The sequence below is a fragment of the Streptomyces sp. NPDC023573 genome (genome assembly GCF_055559735.1).
The window spans coordinates 533,929-553,629 of sequence record NZ_JBVHKB010000005.1; the positions used below are offsets into that span (position 1 = coordinate 533,929).

At 69.0% G+C, this 19,701-nt stretch carries 19 protein-coding genes and 1 riboswitch; of the genes, 12 read left to right on the forward strand and 7 right to left on the reverse strand.

What is annotated here, in order from left to right:
* Positions 1-25: 25 nt before the first annotated feature.
* From ACZ32T_RS19465 to ACZ32T_RS19475, 3 genes are all read left to right on the forward strand, one after another.
* On the forward strand, positions 26-286 hold the full coding sequence (locus ACZ32T_RS19465) for a UBP-type zinc finger domain-containing protein (RefSeq protein WP_467266224.1): 261 nt from the start codon (positions 26-28) through the stop codon (positions 284-286).
* Positions 287-516: 230 nt separating this feature from the next.
* Positions 517-930 carry an ATP-binding protein gene (locus ACZ32T_RS19470; RefSeq protein ID WP_014154139.1) on the forward strand — a complete coding sequence of 138 codons (414 nt, stop codon included), beginning with the start codon at positions 517-519 and terminating at the stop codon, positions 928-930.
* Positions 927-1,880, forward strand: coding sequence for an RNA polymerase sigma factor SigF (locus ACZ32T_RS19475; protein ID WP_467266227.1), 954 nt, complete (start codon positions 927-929; stop codon positions 1,878-1,880). The genes ACZ32T_RS19470 and ACZ32T_RS19475 overlap by 4 nt, the downstream gene beginning before the upstream one ends.
* 55 nt (positions 1,881-1,935) lie before the next feature.
* Here ACZ32T_RS19475 and ACZ32T_RS19480 read toward each other — a convergent pair whose 3' ends face one another.
* A complete protein-coding gene (locus ACZ32T_RS19480) occupies positions 1,936-2,388 on the reverse strand; it encodes a hypothetical protein (RefSeq protein ID WP_467266229.1) in 453 nt (150 codons plus the stop codon).
* Between the two features lie 149 nt (positions 2,389-2,537).
* Here ACZ32T_RS19480 and ACZ32T_RS19485 point away from each other — a divergent pair, with 149 nt between their 5' ends.
* Together ACZ32T_RS19485 and ACZ32T_RS19490 are read left to right on the forward strand one after the other, a co-directional pair.
* Positions 2,538-3,506 carry a diacylglycerol/lipid kinase family protein gene (locus ACZ32T_RS19485; RefSeq protein WP_362935208.1) on the forward strand — a complete coding sequence of 323 codons (969 nt, stop codon included), beginning with the start codon at positions 2,538-2,540 and terminating at the stop codon, positions 3,504-3,506.
* A 320-nt stretch (positions 3,507-3,826) separates the two neighbouring features.
* Positions 3,827-4,084 carry a WhiB family transcriptional regulator gene (locus tag ACZ32T_RS19490; RefSeq protein ID WP_003953983.1) on the forward strand — a complete coding sequence of 86 codons (258 nt, stop codon included), beginning with the start codon at positions 3,827-3,829 and terminating at the stop codon, positions 4,082-4,084.
* A 202-nt stretch (positions 4,085-4,286) separates the two neighbouring features.
* Here ACZ32T_RS19490 and ACZ32T_RS19495 read toward each other — a convergent pair whose 3' ends face one another.
* Positions 4,287-5,753: a sensor histidine kinase gene (locus ACZ32T_RS19495; protein WP_467272515.1), complete on the reverse strand. Its 1,467-nt coding sequence runs from the start codon at positions 5,751-5,753 to the stop codon at positions 4,287-4,289.
* A gap of 545 nt (positions 5,754-6,298) precedes the next feature.
* On the opposite strand from ACZ32T_RS19495, the gene nagB reads away from it, so the two are divergent.
* A complete protein-coding gene (gene nagB, locus ACZ32T_RS19500) occupies positions 6,299-7,084 on the forward strand; it encodes a glucosamine-6-phosphate deaminase (RefSeq protein ID WP_467272360.1) in 786 nt (261 codons plus the stop codon).
* A 66-nt stretch (positions 7,085-7,150) separates the two neighbouring features.
* Here nagB and ACZ32T_RS19505 read toward each other — a convergent pair whose 3' ends face one another.
* The 4 genes from ACZ32T_RS19505 to ACZ32T_RS19520 form a co-directional block, all read right to left on the reverse strand.
* Positions 7,151-8,668, reverse strand: a complete 1,518-nt coding sequence (locus ACZ32T_RS19505) for a glycoside hydrolase family 3 protein (RefSeq protein WP_467367959.1) — start codon at positions 8,666-8,668, stop codon at positions 7,151-7,153.
* A 9-nt stretch (positions 8,669-8,677) separates the two neighbouring features.
* Entirely contained in the window at positions 8,678-9,544 is an 867-nt protein-coding gene (locus tag ACZ32T_RS19510) for a carbohydrate ABC transporter permease (protein ID WP_467272364.1), read from the reverse strand.
* Entirely contained in the window at positions 9,541-10,557 is a 1,017-nt protein-coding gene (locus ACZ32T_RS19515; protein ID WP_467272367.1) for a carbohydrate ABC transporter permease, read from the reverse strand. Before ACZ32T_RS19515 ends, ACZ32T_RS19510 begins: the two co-directional genes overlap by 4 nt.
* A gap of 124 nt (positions 10,558-10,681) precedes the next feature.
* Entirely contained in the window at positions 10,682-11,980 is a 1,299-nt protein-coding gene (locus tag ACZ32T_RS19520; protein WP_467272371.1) for a sugar ABC transporter substrate-binding protein, read from the reverse strand.
* Between the two features lie 286 nt (positions 11,981-12,266).
* Here ACZ32T_RS19520 and ACZ32T_RS19525 point away from each other — a divergent pair, with 286 nt between their 5' ends.
* The 6 genes from ACZ32T_RS19525 (at position 12,267) to ACZ32T_RS19550 (ending at position 19,484) form a co-directional block, all read left to right on the forward strand.
* The gene (locus ACZ32T_RS19525; protein ID WP_467272517.1) at positions 12,267-13,031 is read left to right on the forward strand and encodes a GntR family transcriptional regulator; all 765 of its coding nucleotides are present in this window, start codon (positions 12,267-12,269) and stop codon (positions 13,029-13,031) included.
* Between the two features lie 229 nt (positions 13,032-13,260).
* Positions 13,261-13,473: a DUF3311 domain-containing protein gene (locus ACZ32T_RS19530; protein ID WP_161198845.1), complete on the forward strand. Its 213-nt coding sequence runs from the start codon at positions 13,261-13,263 to the stop codon at positions 13,471-13,473.
* Complete coding sequence (gene mctP / locus ACZ32T_RS19535) at positions 13,473-15,134, forward strand: monocarboxylate uptake permease MctP (RefSeq protein WP_467272376.1); 1,662 nt, start codon at positions 13,473-13,475, stop codon at positions 15,132-15,134. Before ACZ32T_RS19530 ends, mctP begins: the two co-directional genes overlap by 1 nt.
* Before the next feature lie 140 nt (positions 15,135-15,274).
* Positions 15,275-15,775 (forward strand): GNAT family N-acetyltransferase, encoded by a 501-nt coding sequence (locus ACZ32T_RS19540; protein WP_467367960.1) that lies wholly within the window; start codon positions 15,275-15,277, stop codon positions 15,773-15,775.
* A 52-nt stretch (positions 15,776-15,827) separates the two neighbouring features.
* Positions 15,828-15,951: riboswitch (cobalamin riboswitch) on the forward strand.
* 138 nt (positions 15,952-16,089) lie between these two features.
* Entirely contained in the window at positions 16,090-18,468 is a 2,379-nt protein-coding gene (locus ACZ32T_RS19545; RefSeq protein WP_467367962.1) for a ribonucleoside-diphosphate reductase subunit alpha, read from the forward strand.
* On the forward strand, positions 18,468-19,484 hold the full coding sequence (locus ACZ32T_RS19550) for a ribonucleotide-diphosphate reductase subunit beta (RefSeq protein WP_467272382.1): 1,017 nt from the start codon (positions 18,468-18,470) through the stop codon (positions 19,482-19,484). The genes ACZ32T_RS19545 and ACZ32T_RS19550 overlap by 1 nt, the downstream gene beginning before the upstream one ends.
* Here the strand turns inward: ACZ32T_RS19550 and ACZ32T_RS19555 are convergent.
* Positions 19,481-19,693 carry a hypothetical protein gene (locus ACZ32T_RS19555; protein WP_467367964.1) on the reverse strand — a complete coding sequence of 71 codons (213 nt, stop codon included), beginning with the start codon at positions 19,691-19,693 and terminating at the stop codon, positions 19,481-19,483. The genes ACZ32T_RS19550 and ACZ32T_RS19555 overlap by 4 nt on opposite strands.
* Between the last annotated feature and the right edge of the window lie 8 nt (positions 19,694-19,701).

The following is a 19,701-nucleotide window of genomic DNA, read 5'->3' on the forward strand; positions in this document are numbered from 1 at the left end:
CCTCACGCGTCGTAACGTGGCCATCATGAGTGAGTGCCTCCATGTATCCGAACTGCCGCGCCCCGAGCCCGCCCCGCTCGGCGACACCTGCCCCGAGTGTCTGGCGGCCGGCACCCATCCCGTGCAGCTGCGGCTCTGCCTCGTCTGCGGTCACGTCGGGTGCTGTGATTCCTCCCCGCTGAAGCACGCGACGGCACACTTCCAGGCGACCGGTCACCCGGTGATGCGCAGCTTCGAATGCGCGGAGAGCTGGCGCTGGTGCTTCGTGGACGGTTCGATCGTCTGACGTCTGGGTACGTCAAACCGGCGCCGGTTCTTCGCAATTGACCGCCGCAGACCCCTAGCCACTGTGTGTGCTCATATGCCTACCATGAGTAATCAGGGGGTTGGGGTCTCGTCGACACGGCATCATGGGTCGCGACAGTGTCGCCGAACCACAGAACCGACGACGGACCGCACGGCCCCGGGCACCCGTCCCGGAGCCTCGAACGAGTTTGTGCCACCTTGGAGGTGAGGGTGTCCCAGATCGCAGGCGAGCCCGGGAACCAGGACTTCGTAGAGGTCCGGCTGCCCGCTGCGGGTGCCTACCTGTCGGTGCTGCGTACGGCCACGGCCGGCCTCGCAGCACGCTTGGACTTCACTCTCGACGAGATCGAGGATCTTCGCATCGCGGTCGACGAGGCCTGCGCGATCCTGCTCCAGCAGGCCGTGCCCGGTTCCGTCCTCAGCTGCGTCTTCCGACTCGTCGGCGATTCCCTCGAGGTGACCGTCTCGGCCCCCACGACGGACGGCCGCGCCCCTGAGCGCGACACCTTCGCCTGGACGGTGCTCTCCGCACTGGCCGGCAAGGTCGACTCCACGGTCGCCGACGACCGTACGGTCAGCATCAGCCTCTACAAACAGCGCGGCGCGGGACCCGGGCCGGCGTGAGCGACGGGAACGGGGACGGTCCTGTGCGTGACGAGACGATCCGGTCGGAGCCGGTGCGCCCGGCCGCCCTGCCGGAGCAGCAGGCCCGGCCGCATCCGGAGGGCGGGGCGGACGGCGCGCAGGGCCGTCCGGCCGCGGCGGAGCAGTCGCAGACGGAGCGGGCGGGCCGGATGAGCGAGCACGGGCACCACGATCCGCACGATCGCAGCGGGGCACGGGCGCTCTTCATCGAGCTCCGGGAGCTTCCCGACGGCTCGGCGGAGAAGGCCGAGCTGCGCAACCGGCTGGTGCGGATGCACCTGCCGCTCGTGGAGCATCTGGCCCGCAGATTCCGCAACCGCGGCGAGCCCCTGGACGACCTGACACAGGTCGCCACGATCGGTCTGATCAAGTCGGTCGACCGGTTCGACCCGGACCGCGGCGTCGAGTTCTCGACGTACGCCACCCCGACCGTCGTCGGCGAGATCAAGCGCCACTTCCGGGACAAGGGCTGGGCGGTGCGGGTCCCGCGGCGTCTTCAGGAGCTGCGGCTGTCGCTGACCACGGCAACGGCCGAGCTCTCGCAGCAGCACGGCCGCTCCCCCACCGTGCACGAGCTGGCGGAGCGTCTGGGCATCTCCGAGGAGGAGGTCCTGGAGGGGCTGGAATCAGCCAATGCCTACAGCACCCTCTCGCTCGACGTCCCGGACACGGACGACGAGTCGCCGGCGGTCGCGGACACGCTGGGCTCCGAGGACGAGGCGCTGGAGGGGGTCGAGTACCGCGAGTCGCTCAAGCCGCTGCTGGAGGATCTCCCGCCGCGCGAGAAGCGGATCCTGCTGCTGCGCTTCTTCGGCAACATGACCCAGTCGCAAATCGCGCAGGAGGTCGGCATCTCCCAGATGCACGTCTCCCGCCTCCTGGCCCGCACACTGGCGCAGCTGCGCGAGCGGCTGCTCGTGGAGGAGTAGCCGCCGCCGGGCGGACAGCCGTGGCCCGGCCGGCAGGGACCGGTCGCGCGGCGGATCAGGCGTCGGGGGTCGTCCGCGGCCCCCGACGGATACCCAGCGCATCCGTCGTCGCGGGGTCGAACAACAGCACGAGCGCTGTCACGGCGACCGCCGCGAGGGCGATGCCCGCCGGGATCAGGGCCCCCTGGGACCGCAGCAGCGTCCAGGCCACCGGCAGCGCCATGAGCTGGGTGATGAGAGCGGGGCCCCGGCTCCAGCTGCGGCGCCGCAGCAGGCCACGGGCGGCGAAGAGCGGGATCAGACCGAGCGCCACCAGCGTGAGTCCGCCCATCTCGGCCTGCTGGATGCTGTCGGGCCGGCCGAAAAGGCCGACGGCCAGCATGTAGATCCCGCCGACGGCGAGCGCCGCGCCTTCGAGCGCGTTGAGTCCGGCCAGTGCGGCGATCCGCCCCGGCTTCTCCTGGCCGGCCGAGGGCGACGGAGAGGGCGTGTTCTGCTGAGTGCTCACGCCTTTCAGATTCGCATCCCGGCCCGTCGAACGCGAAGCCGGGGCGCCGACGGTCAAGCCACCGTGAACGGATCACGCTGCGTGACCGTCCGTGGACCCGGCGGATCGGGACTTCAGGGCGGTACCGCGCGGTAGGTACTCTGGCGGGCATGCGCGCACTTCTCGTGGTCAACCCAGCTGCCACCACTACCAGCGCGCGTACGCGTGACGTGCTCATCCACGCCCTGGCGAGCGAGATGAAGATCGAGGCCGTGACCACGGAGTACCGCGGCCACGCCCGTGACCTGGGGCGGCGGGCGGCCGACTCCGACGACATCGACCTGGTGGTCGCGCTCGGCGGCGACGGCACGGTCAACGAGGTGGTCAACGGGCTGCTGCACGACGGCCCGGACCCGGAGGGGCTGCCGAGCCTCGCCGTGGTCCCCGGTGGTTCCACCAACGTCTTCGCCCGGGCGCTGGGCATCCCGAACGACGCCGTTGAGGCGACGGGCGCCATCCTGGACGCCCTGGAGGCCCGCAGCGAGCGCACGGTGGGGCTCGGTCTGGCGGCCGGCACCCCGGGCACGGCGGACGAGGCCGTCCCCGGCCGGTGGTTCACCTTCTGCGCCGGGCTCGGCTTCGATGCGGGCGTCATCGGCCGGGTCGAACAGAAGCGCGAGCGGGGCAAGCGCTCGACCCATGCGCTGTACGTCCGCCAGGTGCTCCGGCAGTTCATGGACGACCCGCACCGGCGCAACGGAATGATCACGCTGGAGGTCCCTGGCCAGGACCCGGTCACCGACCTCGCACTGTCGATAATCTGCAACACCGCACCCTGGACCTACCTGGGGAACCGTCCGATATACGCCTCCCCGAAGGCGTCCTTCGACAGCGCCCTGGACGTGCTCGGCCTGAAGCGTCTCTCCACCCCCGCCGTGACCCGGTACGCCACCCAGCTGCTCACTTCCAGCCCGGAGAAGGGGCCGCACGGCAAGCACGCCGTGTCGCTGCACGACCTCACGGACTTCACCTTGCATTCCAAGGCCCCACTGCCCTTCCAGATGGACGGCGACCACCTGGGACTGCGTACGAGCGTGACGTTCACAGGCGTACGCCGTGCACTGCGTGTGATTGTGTGAGTAGAAGGGGCGAAAGTCCTTTAACTCGAACGTTTGGGCTGGCCCCCACCCCTTAGAAGTACGGCTGTGACCTAGTCGACACCGAGGAATCAAAAAAAACTTTCCAGAAGGGGTTGTATCCGCCGCCGAGGTTTGCGAATCTCTACATGGCGATCGGGACGGCCCGCAACATCGGCCTCCACTGAGAGCCAGAACCCCTCCTCACCACAACAGGACCACATCCAGTCCATCTGGGCGTCGGACCTTCGTCTGCGGGGGGATTCGTGAAAGCGTTCACATTCACAAGCACCAGCATGTAATACCAAGGAGAGGTAGCAGCCATGGACTGGCGTCACAACGCCGTTTGTCGTGAGGAAGACCCCGAGCTGTTCTTCCCCATCGGCAACACCGGTCCTGCGCTGCTGCAGATCGAGGAAGCCAAGGCCGTCTGCCGTCGCTGCCCCGTCATGGAGCAGTGCCTGCAGTGGGCGCTCGAGTCCGGCCAGGACTCCGGCGTCTGGGGTGGCCTCAGCGAGGACGAGCGCCGCGCAATGAAGCGCCGCGCCGCTCGCAACCGGGCGCGTAACGCCAGCGCCTGACCGACGCCCCCCACAACGAGCCCCAGCCAGGCGGCGCGTACAGAGCGTACGCACAGTCCCGCCTTCGAGTCGCAGCGCGCAGTACCCCCGAAGCGCATCGCACCGTGAGCACCACGCAGTGGGCCCGGACCGTTACAACGGTCCGGGCCCACTGCTGTGCGGTGGCCGTCGCCGACGCGCTACGTGTCGTCCGTAAGCCGCGCTACTTGTCGCTCTGTACGGGGATGTCGAGCACCACCTGCGTACCGCGCACCGGGGCCGGGACCATGCCGAAGGTGCCGCCCAGCTCGCCCTCCACCAGGGTCCGCACGATCTGGAGTCCCAGGTTGCCGGCCCGCTGCGGGTCGAACCCCTCGGGCAGCCCGCGCCCGTCATCCGTCACGGTGATCAGCAGCCGGCCCTCGGCCGGTGAACCGCCACGCACCGCGGACACCTCCACCGTGCCTTGCTCGGCCACGGTGAACGCGTGCTCCAGGGCGTTCTGCAGCACCTCGGTCAGCACCATCGAGAGCGGAGTGGCCACTTCCGCGTCGAGGATCCCGAAACGGCCCGTGCGCCGACAGGTGACCTTTCCGGGTGAGATCTCCGCGACCATCGCGATCACCCGGTCGGCGATCTCGTCGAACTCGACCCGCTCGTCCAGATTCTGGGACAGCGTCTCATGGACGATGGCGATCGAACCGACGCGCCGCACCGCCTCGTTGAGCGCCTCCCGGCCCCGCTCGGAGTCCATCCGGCGCGCCTGGAGCCGCAACAGGGCGGCCACGGTCTGGAGGTTGTTCTTCACCCGGTGGTGGATCTCCCGGATGGTGGCGTCCTTGGTGATCAATTCCCGCTCGCGGCGCCGCAGTTCCGTGACGTCACGGAGGAGCACCAGCGAACCGATCCGCACCCCCTTGGGCTTGAGCGGGATCGCGCGCAGCTGGATGACTCCGCCGGCGCCCTCGACCTCGAACTCCCGGGGCGCGTAACCGCTCGCCACCTTGACGAGGGCCTCGTCCACCGGGCCACGCGACGGGGCGAGTTCGGCGGTGGTCGCGCCGAGGTTGTGACCGACGAGGTCCGAGGCCAGACCGAGCCGGTGGTAGGCGGAGAGGCCGTTGGGGCTGGCGTACTGCACGACACCGTCGGCGTCCAGCCGGATCAGCCCGTCGCCGACGCGCGGCGACGCGTCCATGTCGACCTGCTGACCGGGGAACGGGAAGGAGCCGGCGGCGATCATCTGGGCCAGGTCGGATGCCGACTGGAGGTAGGTGAGCTCCAGCCTCGACGGCGTGCGCACGGTGAGCAGGTTGGTGTTGCGGGCGATGACCCCGAGGACCCGGCCCTCTCTCCGTACGGGGATCGACTCGACCCGGACGGGCACTTCCTCCCGCCACTCCGGATCCCCCTCGCGCACGATGCGGCCTTCGTCCAGGGCGGCGTCGAGCAGCGGCCTGCGGCCGCGCGGCACGAGGTGGCCGACCATGTCGTCCTGGTAGGAGGTGGGGCCGGTGTTGGGCCGCATCTGCGCGACGGACACATAGCGGGTCCCGTCGCGGGTGGGCACCCACAGGACGAGGTCGGCGAAGGACAGGTCGGAGAGCAGCTGCCACTCCGAGACCAGCAGATGGAGCCACTCGAGGTCGGTGTCACTCAGGGCTGTGTGCTGGCGGACGAGGTCGTTCATGGAGGGCACATGGCGAGCGTACCCGTGCAGACGAAGAGGTTCCGAACCGTTCGGTCCCCGGATGCGTGACACTGTGAGGACGGGTGCGCGGGCGGGAGATCGTCCGTGCATACGGATGGACAGGGTCTATTGGTCTAGTCCACAATGCACCACGTAGGGGTGACCACGGTCAGGACGTCCCCCTGCGAGACAGACCTCCGCTCTCCCCGCACAGGAGAGCGGATCGAGGTAACCGGCGCTCTCTGCCCTGACTGCGCCGGTGCCTCCAGTGGCCGGAGGCACCGCACACCGCCGGCCAGGCAGCTCCGGGCTGCGGTGCCGGACGGGCTGAGGGTCCCGTCCTGGCGCCGCGGCCCGCGGGTGTTTCCGGGGCCCCTCGGCCCGCGACTGTCCCCCGGCACTCCGCGCGGCCGGGACGGTCCGCCGACAGGGCGACAACCGATGGCCCACAGGCGGACGGTTCACCTCACGGCCGCGCCGTTCTGCTAGATTGGCCTCACAATTGGTCTATACCACATGCCACTCTCCAGATCGGCAGGCACAGCGTGGAAGTTGTCATCGTCCCGGACGCCACAGCAGGCGGCGAACTGATCGCGGAGGCCATCGCGTCCCTGCTGAGCAGCAAGCCCGACGCCCTGCTCGGCGTGGCCACCGGCTCGACCCCGCTGCCCATCTACAAGGCCCTGGCCGCGAAGGTCCGCTCCGGCGCCGTGGACGCCTCGCGCGCCCGCATCTGCCAGCTCGACGAGTACGTCGGTCTGCCCGCGGGCCACCCCGAGTCGTACCGCTCGGTCGTGCTGCGCGAGGTCGTCGAACCGCTCGGCCTGTCCGAGAAGTCCTTCATGGGCCCGGACGGCACCGCCGAGGACGTCCAGGCGGCCTGCGAGGAGTACGACAAGGCGCTCGCCGAGGCCGGCGGCGTCGACCTCCAACTGCTGGGCATCGGCACCGACGGGCACATCGGCTTCAACGAGCCGTGCTCCTCGCTCGCCTCCCGGACCCGCATCAAGACGCTGACCGAGCAGACGCGGATCGACAACGCGCGCTTCTTCGACGACGACATCGAGCAGGTGCCCCGCCACGTCATCACCCAGGGCATCGGCACGATCCTGGAGTCACGCCACCCGATCCTGCTCGCGACCGGCGAGGGCAAGGCCGACGCGGTCGCCAGGACGGTGGAGGGCCCGGTGGCCTCGGTCGTGCCGGCCTCGGCGCTCCAGCTGCACCGGCACGCCACGGTGGTGGTCGACGAGGCAGCGGCGTCCAAGCTGAAGCTGGCGGACTACTTCCGCGCCACCTACGCGGCGAAGCCGCGGTGGCAGGGCCTGTAGGGCCCCGTACGCGTGAGGGCCGGACCACCTGTGACGGTGGTCCGGCCCTCACGCGTCACTCCACGCTCAGGAGCCCGTGAGCGCCTCCGCGGCCGCGACCCCGCAGACCCGCGCCGCGCCGTGCGTGGCGATGTGCAGGGCGCCTCGGGGCGGCGCGTAGGGCAGGCCCATCTCGACCACGAACGTGTCGGGACGGGTGGCCAGCACGGCGTCCAGCGCCTCGCGCATCCAGGCGTGCCGGTGGACGTCGCGGACGACGGCCACGATGCGCCGCTCCCCCGCCGCCCTCAGCACCTCGGCGGCCGGCGAGGCGCTCGTGGTGCTGTAGGTGTCCGTCTCCGTGCCGGGCAGGATCCGGGCCAGCTCGGCCGCGACGCCCCACGGGGTCTCGTCGCCGACCGCGATGTTGGCGACCGGGGTGAAGGCCGCGACGTAGGCCGGCTCGCGCAGCGGCTCGGCGGTGCCCGTGACCGTCACGGCTCGCCGGGCCGCGACCAGTCCGATGCCGGCTCCGGGGCCGGGCGCGGTCCCCTCCTGCATGTCCGCGCCCGGCTCCGAGGCAGCCCCCCTGGCCCCCTGCGTCCAGGACGCGAGGGCCCGTACACGTGCGGCCGCGTCGGCCAGCCGCTCCTCGGGCAGTTCACCGGTCCGCACCGCTGTCACCAGCGCGTCGCGCAGCCGCAGCACGGTGTCCTCGTCGGCCAGCCCGCCGCCGACGCAGATGGCGTCGGCGCCCGCCGCGATGGCGAGGACGGATCCGCGCTCGATGCCGTACGTGCCGGCGATGGCGTCCATCTCCATGCCGTCGGTGACGATCAGCCCGTCGTAGCCCAGTTCGTCGCGCAGCAGACCGGTGAGGATCTGAGGGCTCAGAGTCGCGGGCCGTGTCGGGTCGAGTGCGGGGAGCAGGATATGCGCGCTCATCACTGATTTGGAACCCGCTGCGATGGCCGCCCGGAAAGGCACCAGCTCACGGGCGTGCAGGGTGTCCAGGTCCACATCGATGCGGGGCAGCGAGTGGTGCGAGTCGACCGCCGTGTCGCCGTGGCCGGGGAAGTGCTTGGTGCACGCGGCGACACCGGCGGACTGGAGGCCCTCGACGTACGCGGCGGTGTGCCGGGCGACGAGCCCGGTGCCCGCGCCGAAGGAGCGTACGCCGATGACCGGGTTGTCCGGATTGGAGTTGACGTCGGCGGACGGCGCCCAGTTGAGGTTGACCCCGCACTCGGCAAGCCGTCGGCCGAGCTCCCGGGCGACGGCCCTGGTGAGGTCAATGTCGTCGACGGAGCCGAGAGCGAGGTTGCCGGGGAAGGAGGAGCCGTTGCGGACCTCCAGCCGGGTGACGTCGCCGCCCTCCTCGTCGATCGCGACGAGCACGTCGTCCCGCTCGGCACGCAGCCGGGCGGTGAGCGCGGAGAGCTGCTCGGGCGAGTGGATGTTCCGGCCGAACAGTCCGACGGAGGCCAGGCCTTCACCGACCCTGCGCAGGAGCCAGTCCGGGGCGGTCGTCCCGGTGAAGCCGGGCTGGAGCACGGCGAGTGCGTCGCGGGTGACGGTGTCCATGGTGGATACGAGGGTGGTCATGGGGCTGCGTTATCCCTTCACGGCGCCTGAGGTGAGCCCCGTAGCCATCTTCCCCTGGATGATCATGAAGAAGATGACGACCGGGATGGAGATGAGCGTGGAGGCCGCCATCAGCGCGCCGTAGTCCGTTCCGCGCTCCGTCGTGAAGGTCATCAGCCAGACGTTGAGCGTGTACTTGGAGTTGTCGTTGATCAGGATGTACGCGAAGAGGTACTCGTTCCACGCGTTGACCAGCGCGAAGATGGAGGCGGCGGCGAGCCCCGGCGCCAGCAGCGGGAAGATGACCCGGCGGAAGGCCTGCATGCGGGTGCAGCCGTCCACCATCGCGGACTCCTCGAGCTCCACCGGGATGTTGATCACGAATCCGCGGATCATGATCGTCGCGAAGGGCAGCGTGGAGACCAGGTAGACGACGATGAGTCCCCAGTACTCGTCGATGCCTCCCATCGCGTTGAGCTGGAGGTAGATCGGGATCAGCATCGCGGTCGGGGGCAGCATCTGGACCAGGATCATGACCATCATCAGCGCCTTCCGCCCGAAGAAGCGGAAGCGTCCGATGGCGAGCGCCGCGAGGGTCGCGATGATCATGCCGCCGACGACGGCCGTGATCGAGACGATGAGGCTCGACTGGATGGCTGTGGAGAAGTTGTCCTGCTTCACCGCACGCGCGAAGTTGTCGAAGGTGAGGGAGGACGGCCACAGGGTCTGGTCGTAGGACCGGATCTCGTGGTTGGGGCGCAGCGAGCTGACGATCAGCCAGTAGACCGGGAAGGCCATGACCCCGGCCGTGACCAGCGCCAGGATGTTGTAGCCGAGGCGGTTCTTCTTACGGTCGGGCCGCAGGACCTGGGCCGGCGTGTTCGTGGAGGCGCTCATTCGACCTCTCCCGTCTTGATCAGCTGGCGCAGGTAGTACACGGCGACACCGGAGAGCATCAGGACGGTGATCAGTGCGATCGCGCTGCCCTGGCTGAAGGAGGTGGACTCGAACGCCTTGGAGAAGGAGTAGAGACCGAGGGTCTCGTACTCGGGCTCGGGCTTGTTGCCGCGCAGCAGCCAGATCTGACCGAACACGTTGAAGTCCCAGATGACCGAGAGCGTGGCGACCATGGTGAAGACGGGCTTGATGACGGGCCAGGTCACGTAGCGGTAGACGCCGAACGCGGTGGCTCCGTCGAGGGCGGCCGCCTCCTCCAGCTCCTTGGGGACCTGGGTGAGGGCCGCGTACATCGTGATCACGACGAACGGGATGGCGCCCCAGACGACCAGGAGCGTGATGATGCCGAAGCCCTGCAAGGGGTCGAGGAACCAGTTGTGGCCGAGCCACCGGTCCTCGTTGCCCGTGATGTCGGCGAGCAGCGTGTTGATCAGCCCGTAGTCGGAGTCGGAGAGCCAGCGGAAGACCGACGCGGCGACCATGAGCGGCATGGACCAGGCGGCGATCAGTGCCACCGTGAGGACGAGCCGCACCCAGGTGGAGAGCCTCAGCATCATCAGGGCGATGAGCAGGCCGAGGCCCATGGTCAGCACGACGCAGACGGTCATGAAGACGACGGTTCTTCCGACGACCGACCAGAACTCCGGGTCGCCGAGGATGTTGGTGAACTGCTCGAAGCCGACCCACGGTGCCTCGGCGTTGCCCCAGAGAGCCGCCCGTCCCAGGTCCTGGAAGGACATGATCACGGTCTTGACCAGCGGGTAGACGTAGACGGCGGCGATCGCCAGGATCGCCGGCAGGATCAGGAGATAGGGGAGGAGTTCCCCCTTCTTCCGCCGCTTCTTCGGGCGCGGCCCGGCGGTTTCCTGCTCGGAGGGTGAGATCCCGGTCTTCTCCGGGACACTCGGTACGGGGACCGGTGGACCGGCGGCCTTGGTGTCGGCAGCAGTCACGTGACTGACCTTCCATCGGGATTCCGGGGATCTGCACCCGGGAATCACGGCGTTCTACCTGCGAAAGAGGGGCGGGGGCCCGGTGTTCGCCGGACCCCCGCCTGGAGAGCCGTAGGCCCCGGGACTACTTGTTGATCAGCTCGTTGACCTTGTCGTCGGCCTTCTTGGCCGCGTCGGCCACCGAGGTGCCCTTGAGGATCTCCAGCAGCATGTTCTCCAGGACCTCCTCCTTCTCGATGGAGGTCCAGCCCGGCGCGATCGGCGTGAACCAGGCGTCCGGCACCGCGTTGGCGACGGCGGCGGTCTCCGGCTTGGACTTCAGCGGCTCGAGCTGCTTCTCGTTGTTCGGGAGGATGTTCTTGGCGGCGAGCACTTCCTGCGACTTCTCGCTGGTGAAGAGCGAGATCCACTCCTCGCTGAGGTCGGTGACCTTGGACTTGGCGGTCACCGCGAGGTCCGAACCGCCGATGAAGGACGGGAGGGCCTTGCCGTTCGGGCCGGGCATGCCGGCCGTGCCGATCTTGCCCTCGAGCTTCGGGTTGCCGTTGTTGGCGCCGTCGACGACGGAGCCGGCCTCCCAGCCGTTGCCGTAGATCAGGGCCGCCTTCTCGTTGGCCATGACGTTGGCGTGGTCCTGCTCGTCCTTGGTCTGGTCGGCCTTGTTGTACTTCTTGACCAGGTTGACGAAGTGCTCGATGCCCTTCTGGGACTCGGGCGAGGAGAGGTTGCCCTTCCACTCCTTCGCGCCCTCGTCGTACTCGGCGATGGAGCCGCCGTAGGCCGCGACGTAGGACATTGCCGCGTACCAGTAACGGCCCGGCAGGTAGAGGGACGAGAAGCGCTTGTCCTTCTTGTTGTACTCGGCGGAGACCTTGTCGAGTGCGGCGAGCATCTCGTCCTCGGTCTGCGGGAGGGCGTCGCTGCCGGTGCCCTTCTTGAGCATGTCCTTGTTGTAGACCGCGACACGGGCGCCCGCGTAGTAGGGCACGCAGAACTGCTTGCCCTCGAAGGTGCAGGTGTCCTTCAGACCCTTGATCCAGGTGTCCGAGTTGTCGTACTTCTTGGGGTCGATCTCGGCCAGCGCGCCGTTGAGGATGTACTGCATCGTCTCGGTGTTGCCGAGCTCGACGACGTCCGGGAACTTGTCACCACCGAGCGCGGTGTCGAGCTTCTTGGCCTTGTCCGCCCACTGCTGGTACTGGACGTCGACCTTGACCTTGGGGTACTTCTTCTTGAACTGCGCGTTGACGTCCTTGACCAGTTCCGGCCAGGTGCTCTGCGCGTCGACCATGAGCCAGACCGTCAGGTTCTCGGTACGGTCCTCAGGGTCCTTCGAAGCGTTGTCGCCGCTGTCCCCACCACACGCCGCGATTCCGGTCATCATCGCTGCGACGCCTACTGCCGCTATGAGCTTGCGCTTCATGCCACACCCTCCTCAGGGATACCAGCAACCCCCCGCCCACCGCGAAGACGTACGCCTGGCGCTACCTGTGGGTCTGGGACCTGGTCTTTAATGGTTTAGACCAGTACCGGGAGCTTGGCCTAGACCTTTAGGGGTGTCAAGGGTGTATAAGAAGTGCACTCGCGTCCGTTATCGGACCGACACCTGAGGGAGGGCGACGACCCGTGACCGGACCGTGCCACCATGTGAGCCGCGACAGACGGAGGAGCCGGTGACGGCAGCAACGCAGCAGTCGGGAAGGCGGGCCATGGGTGCCGACGGGGGCAGAGTGACGAACGAGGCCGGTGCGGGAGCGCGCACGGCACGCGTCCCGAAGTACTACCGGCTCAAGCGCCATCTCCTCGACATGACGGACACCATGCCGCCGGGCACTCCGGTGCCGCCCGAACGGACCCTGGCGGCGGAGTTCGACACCTCGCGCACCACGGTGCGCCAGGCCCTCCAGGAGCTGGTGGTCGAGGGCCGGCTGGAGCGCATCCAGGGCAAGGGCACCTTCGTCGCGAAGCCGAAGGTCTCCCAGGCCCTGCAACTCACCTCGTACACCGAGGACATGCGCGCCCAGGGGCTGGAGCCCACCTCGCAGCTGCTGGACATCGGCTACGTCACGGCGGACGACACGCTCGCCGGGCTGCTGGACATCACGACGGGCGGCCGGGTGCTGCGGATCGAGCGGCTCCGGCTGGCCAGCGGTGAACCGATGGCCATCGAGACCACTCACCTCTCGGCCAAGCGCTTCCCCGCGCTGCGCCGTTCACTGGTGAAGTACACCTCGCTCTACACCGCGCTGGCCGAGGTGTACGACGTCCGGCTCGCCGAGGCCGAGGAGACCATCGAGACCTCGCTCGCCACCCCGCGCGAGGCGGGACTGCTCGGCACGGACGTCGGCCTCCCGATGCTCATGCTGTCCCGGCATTCGATCGACGGAGGGGGCGAACCGGTGGAGTGGGTGCGCTCCGTGTACCGGGGCGACCGGTACAAGTTCGTAGCCCGTCTGAAGCGTCCCACGGACTGAGCACCGTCAGGGTCCCGGAATGCCTGATCCCCCCGCGTGCGCGGGGGGATCAGGCATTTCGGGCGACACCGGACCGTTGCACGACCGCAATGCGGACGGGGGGTGACGGTGGACGGGGCGCTCGCTTAGATTTCCTGCGCATTACACCAGGTGATCAGCGAGGGGACGGAGTCGCCACATGCCAGAAGAAAACGATGCGAACCCACCGACAGCACCGACAGTGACACCCATGAGGGTGGTCATCGGGCTCTGCCTGATCGCCCCGTTCGTGGCGATGCTCTGGGTCGGGTCGTACGCGAAGGTCGATCCGACCTTCATCGGCATCCCGTTCTTCTACTGGTACCAGATGCTGTGGGTGCTCATCTCGACCGCTCTCACCATGATCGCTTACAAGCTGTGGCAGCGTGACCAGCGCGCCCGCAAGGGGGGTGCGTCAGCGTGATGGACGGCTCGAACAACATCGCGGCCGCCGGGGACGGCGTGAACGGCGTCGCACTCGCCGTGTTCATCTTCTTCTTCCTGGCCGTCACGGTCATCGGGTTCATGGCCGCGCGCTGGCGCAAGGCCGAGAACGAGGCCACCCTCGACGAATGGGGCCTGGGCGGGCGGTCGTTCGGCACCTGGGTCACCTGGTTCCTGCTCGGCGGAGACCTCTACACGGCGTACACCTTCGTCGCGGTGCCCGCGGCGGTCTACGCGGCGGGCGCGGCCGGCTTCTTCGCCGTCCCCTACACGATCCTCGTCTATCCGCTGATCTTCACCTTCCTGCCGCGCCTGTGGTCGGTGTCGCACAAGCACGGCTACGTCACCACCTCGGACTTCGTCCGTGGCCGCTTCGGCTCGAAGGGTCTCTCGCTGGCGGTCGCCGTCACCGGCATCCTCGCCACGATGCCGTACATCGCGCTCCAGTTGGTCGGCATCCAGGCCGTCCTGGACGTCATGGGCGTCGGCGGCGGCGAGAACACGCACTGGTTCATCAAGGACCTGCCGCTGCTCATCGCGTTCGCCGTCCTCGCCGCGTACACCTACTCCTCGGGGCTGCGCGCGCCGGCGCTGATCGCGTTCGTCAAGGACGGGCTGATCTACCTGGTCATCGCGGTGGCGATCATCTACATCCCGATCAAGCTGGGCGGGTTCGACAACATCTTCGCCGCCGCCGGCGAGAAGTTCTCCGCCGCGAACGAGGCGGCCGGCAAACCGGTGGCCGGGCTCGCACCCGGCGTCTCCGGCCAGTGGGTTTACGCCACCCTGGCCCTGGGCTCGGCGCTGGCGCTCTTCATGTACCCGCACTCGATCACGGCGACGCTCTCCAGCCGCAGCCGTGAGGTGATCCGGCGCAACACCACGATCCTGCCGCTGTATTCGCTGATGCTGGGCCTTCTGGCGCTGCTCGGATTCATGGCGATCGCGGCCGGGATCAAGGTCGACAACGGCCAGCTCGCCATTCCGCAGCTCTTCGAAAACATGTTCCCGGACTGGTTCGCGGGCGTGGCCTTCGCCGCGATCGGTATCGGCGCCCTGGTGCCCGCCGCGATCATGTCGATCGCCGCGGCGAACCTCTTCACCCGCAACATCTACAAGGACTTCCTGAAGCCGGACGCGACCCCGGCCCAGGAGACCAAGGTCTCCAAGCTGGTCTCGCTGCTGGTCAAGGTCGGCGCGCTCGCCTTCGTCCTCACCATGGACAAGACGGTCGCGATCAACTTCCAGCTGCTGGGCGGCATCTGGATCCTCCAGACGATGCCGGCCCTGGTGGGCGGGCTCTTCACCCGGTGGTTCCACCGCTGGGCCCTGATCGCGGGCTGGGCGGTCGGCATGATCTACGGCACGGCGGCCGCGTACGGCGTCGCCAGCCCGACCCAGAAGCACTTCGGCGGGTCCTCGAAGGAGATCCCGGGCATCGGCGAGATCGGTTACATCGGTCTCACCGCGTTCGTCCTGAACCTCGTCGTCGTGCTCGTGCTGACCGTCGTCCTCAACGCGGTGAAGGCGCCGGCCGGTGTGGACGAGACCTCCCCGTCGGACTACACGGCGGACGCGGGCGACCCCGGCGTCAAGGTCGAGCTCCCGCCGGCCACGGCGGGCGCCCCGGGCGGCCACTGACCCCACAGCGGTCACTCCGGAGCAGGACGTCCGTCCCGGCAGGGTCCTCCCTGCCGGGACGGAGTCGTCTCAGGACCGGTGCCCGAGGCCTGCGGAAACGGGGGCGCGCCGCACCCGGCGTCTGGGGCAGACTGCCGCCCATGGACGTTTCGATCAGGCCGGCGCTGCCCGCTCAGTTCGAGGAGCTGGGCGAGATCACCGCGCACGCCTATGTGGGCGACGGGCTCCTGGACTTCGGCGCCGACGACCCCTACCTGGATCAGCTCCGCGCGGTCGGGCGGCGGGCCGCCGAGGCCGAGGTGCTGGTCGCGCTGGACGCCGACGGCAGGCTGCTGGGCGGTGTCACCTACGTCGCGCCGGGGAGCCCGTGGGCGGACATCGCCGGGGAGGACGAGGCCGAGTTCCGGATGCTGGCCGTCTCGCCGGAGGCCCGTGGGCGGGGTGCGGGTGAGGCGCTCGTACGTGCCTGTATCGAGCGGGCGCGGGCTGCGGGAGGGCTCACCGGGATCGTCCTGTCGACGCAGTCAGCCATGCTGGGCGCCCACCGGATATACCGCCGCCTCGGCTTCGTACGGACTCCCGAGCGGGACTGGTGTCCCCTGCCGGAGCTCTCGCTCCTGACGTTCCGCCTGGAGCTCTGACCCTTCACGACACAAGATGTGGTGGCTTCTTCAATCGGCACCCCCCACATGTATGCTCGACCTCGCTGTCGCCGCAGGGGAATCCGGTGAGAATCCGGAACTGTCCCGCAACGGTGTGATCGGTGTGCTCATCCGCACCCCGAAGTCCGAAGACCTGCCGACAGTGCGCCCGGCTCGACCGATCCGGGCGCCGATACGTCCGGGCCCCGCGGAGGGCCGGTGGACGCCGCGCGCCGTGCTGCCCTTTCCCGGGCGCCGTGTGCCCCCGGCTGCCCCGCTCCCGCAGGCCCTGAGCCGAGCGAGGGATAGCCCCAGTGACCATCGCGCCAGCCGACCCGGTTTCAGCCACGGAACCCGAAGGCCGCACGACCGACGCGCCCGGGACCGCACTGCTGCGGACCCTGACCGGTCTCACCGCCGATCTGCCCGACACCGACCCCGGACGGGTGGCCGCCGCCGCGCTGCGTGGCCGCAACGCCCGGTCGGACGAGGCCGAACTGCGCTCGCTGGCCACCGAGGCCGCCGCCGGCCTGATCTCCGAGGACCCCGCCTACTCCCGGCTCGCCGCCCGGCTCCTCACCCGGACCATCGCGGACGAGGCCGCCGGCCAGGGCGCCGTCTCCTTCTCCGCGTCGGTCGCCGTGGGGCATCGCGAGGGCCTGATCGCGGACCGTACGGCCGGGTTCGTCACGCGGCACGCCGCCGCCCTCGACGCGCTGGTCGAGCGGGCGCTCGCCGAAGGCGCCGACGACCGCTTCGGCTACTTCGGGCTGCGGACGCTGCACAGCCGGTACCTGCTGCGCCATCCGCTCACCCGCGATGTGGTCGAGACCCCGCAGCACTTCATGCTGCGCGTCGCCGCCGGGCTGGCCGAGGACACCTCCGAGCGGGCTCTGGAGGAAGTGGCCGCGCTCTACGGCCTGATGAACCGGCTCGACTACCTGCCCTCCTCCCCCACCCTCTTCAACTCCGGAACCCGCCACCCGCAGATGTCCTCCTGCTACCTGCTGGACTCGCCGCTGGACGAGCTGGACTCGATCTACGACCGCTACCACCAGGTGGCGCGTCTCTCCAAGCACGCGGGCGGCATCGGGCTCTCGTACTCCCGTATCCGCGCCCGGGGTTCGCTCATCCGCGGCACGAACGGACACTCCAACGGCATCGTGCCGTTCCTGAAGACGCTCGACGCCTCGGTCGCCGCGGTGAACCAGGGCGGCCGCCGCAAGGGCGCCGCCGCCGTCTACCTGGAGACCTGGCACGCGGACATCGAGGAGTTCCTCGAGCTGCGCGACAACACCGGCGAGGACCAGCGGCGTACGCACAACCTCAACCTGGCGCACTGGATCCCGGACGAGTTCATGCGCCGCGTCGACGCGGACACCGACTGGTCACTGTTCTCACCGGCGGACACCCCCGAGCTGGTCGACCTGTGGGGCGACGCGTTCGACGCCGCCTACCGGGCCGCCGAGGCCAAGGGGCTGGCCCGCAAGACCCTGCCGGCGCGTGAGCTGTACGGAAGGATGATGCGGACCCTCGCCCAGACCGGGCAGGGCTGGATGACGTTCAAGGACGCCTCGAACCGCACGGCGAACCAGACCGCCGAGCCGGGCCGGGTCGTGCACTCCTCGAACCTGTGCACGGAGATCCTCGAAGTCACCGACGACGGCGAGACGGCCGTCTGCAACCTGGGTTCGGTCAACCTGGGCGCTTTCGTGGTGGACGGCTCCATCGACTGGGAGCGGCTGGACACCACCGTGCGGACCGCCGTGACCTTCCTGGACCGGGTCGTCGACATCAACTTCTACCCGACCGAACGGGCCGGCCGCTCCAACGCCCGCTGGCGTCCGGTGGGCCTGGGCGCGATGGGCCTCCAGGACGTCTTCTTCCAGCTGCGCCTCCCCTTCGACTCCCCCGAGGCCCGCGCGCTGTCCACGAGGATCTCCGAGCGGATCATGCTGGCCGCCTACGAGGCCTCCTGCGACCTCGCGGAGAAGTCCGGCCCGCTGCCCGCCTGGTCCGAGACCCGCGCGGCGCGCGGCGTACTGCACCCGGACCACTACGACACCGAGCTGCACTGGCCGGAGCGCTGGGACGCGCTGCGCGCCCGGATCGCGAAGACGGGCATGCGCAACTCGCTGCTGCTCGCCATCGCGCCGACGGCGACCATCGCCTCGATCGCCGGGGTGTACGAGTGCGTCGAACCGCAGGTCTCCAACCTCTTCAAGCGCGAGACCCTCAGCGGGGAGTTCCTCCAGGTCAACGCCTACCTGGTCGACGAGCTGAAGAGACTCGGCGTCTGGGACGCGCGGACCCGTGAGGCGCTGCGCGAGGCGAGCGGCTCCGTGCAGGGCTTCGGCTGGATCCCCGAGGACGTGCGTGCGCTGTACCGCACGGCGTGGGAGATCCCGCAGCGCGGCCTGATCGACATGGCGGCTGCCCGCACGCCGTTCCTCGACCAGAGCCAGTCGCTCAACCTGTTCCTGGAGACGCCGACGATCGGCAAGCTCTCCTCGATGTACGCGTACGCCTGGAAGCAGGGGCTGAAGACGACGTACTACCTGCGGTCGCGCCCGGCGACCCGGATCGCCCGAGCGGCGTCCGCCGCCCCGATCCCCGAGCAGGCGCCCGCGCCCGACGCGGACGCGATCGCCTGTTCCCTGGAGAACCCCGAGTCCTGCGAGGCCTGCCAGTAATGACGACATCCGAGAACAAGAACCTGCTGGACCCGGGCTTCGAACTGACCCTGCGTCCCATGCGCTACCCGGACTTCTACGAGCGCTACCGGGACGCGATCAAGAACACCTGGCACGTGGAGGAGGTCGACCTGCACTCCGACGTCGCCGACCTCGCCAAGCTCTCACCCGGTGAGCAGCACATGATCGGACGGCTGGTCGCGTTCTTCGCGACGGGTGACTCGATCGTCTCCAACAACCTGGTGCTGACGCTCTACAAGCACATCAACTCCCCCGAGGCGCGGCTCTACCTGTCGCGTCAGCTGTTCGAGGAGGCCGTGCACGTCCAGTTCTATCTGACGCTGCTCGACACCTATCTGCCCGACCCTCAGGACCGTGCGGCGGCCTTCGACGCGGTCGAGGAGATCCCCTCGATCCGCGAGAAGGCGCAGTTCTGCTTCCGGTGGATGGACTCGGTCGAGAAGATCGAGCGGCTGGAGTCGAAGGCGGACCGCCGGCGCTTCCTGCTCAACCTGATCTGCTTCGCCGCGTGCATCGAGGGGCTGTTCTTCTACGGCGCCTTCGCGTACGTCTACTGGTTCCGCTCGCGCGGTCTGCTGCACGGTCTCGCCACGGGCACCAACTGGGTGTTCCGTGACGAGACGATGCACATGAACTTCGCCTTCGAGGTCGTCGACACCGTCCGCAAGGAGGAGCCGGACCTCTTCGACGACGCGCTCCAGCAGCAGGTCACGGACATGCTGCGGGAGGCGGTCGAGGCGGAGCTCCAGTTCGGCCGCGACCTGTGCGGCGATGGCCTGCCGGGGATGAACACCGAGTCGATGCGCCAGTACCTGGAGTGCGTCGCCGATCAGCGGCTCACCCGGCTCGGCTTCCCCGCGCTCTACGGTTCCGAGAACCCGTTCTCGTTCATGGAGCTCCAGGGGGTGCAGGAGCTGACGAACTTCTTCGAGCGGCGCCCCTCCGCGTACCAGGTGGCGGTGGAGGGGTCCGTCGGCTTCGACGACGACTTCTAGATCCGCGCCCAGGACCTGACGTACGGGCGCCGCGTGGCCGTGAGCGGCTGCGCGGCGCCCGCCGTCGCCGGCGGCCGCTCCCCCCTCCGTCGTTCCGCCTCACGCAGTTCGCGGTCGATCCGGCGCTCCCGCGCGAGACCGACGAGGGCGGGCAGCAGGACGAGGGCGAAAAGTACGACTACGGCCAGGTAGCTCAGGAATGTGTTCATGGCTCCAC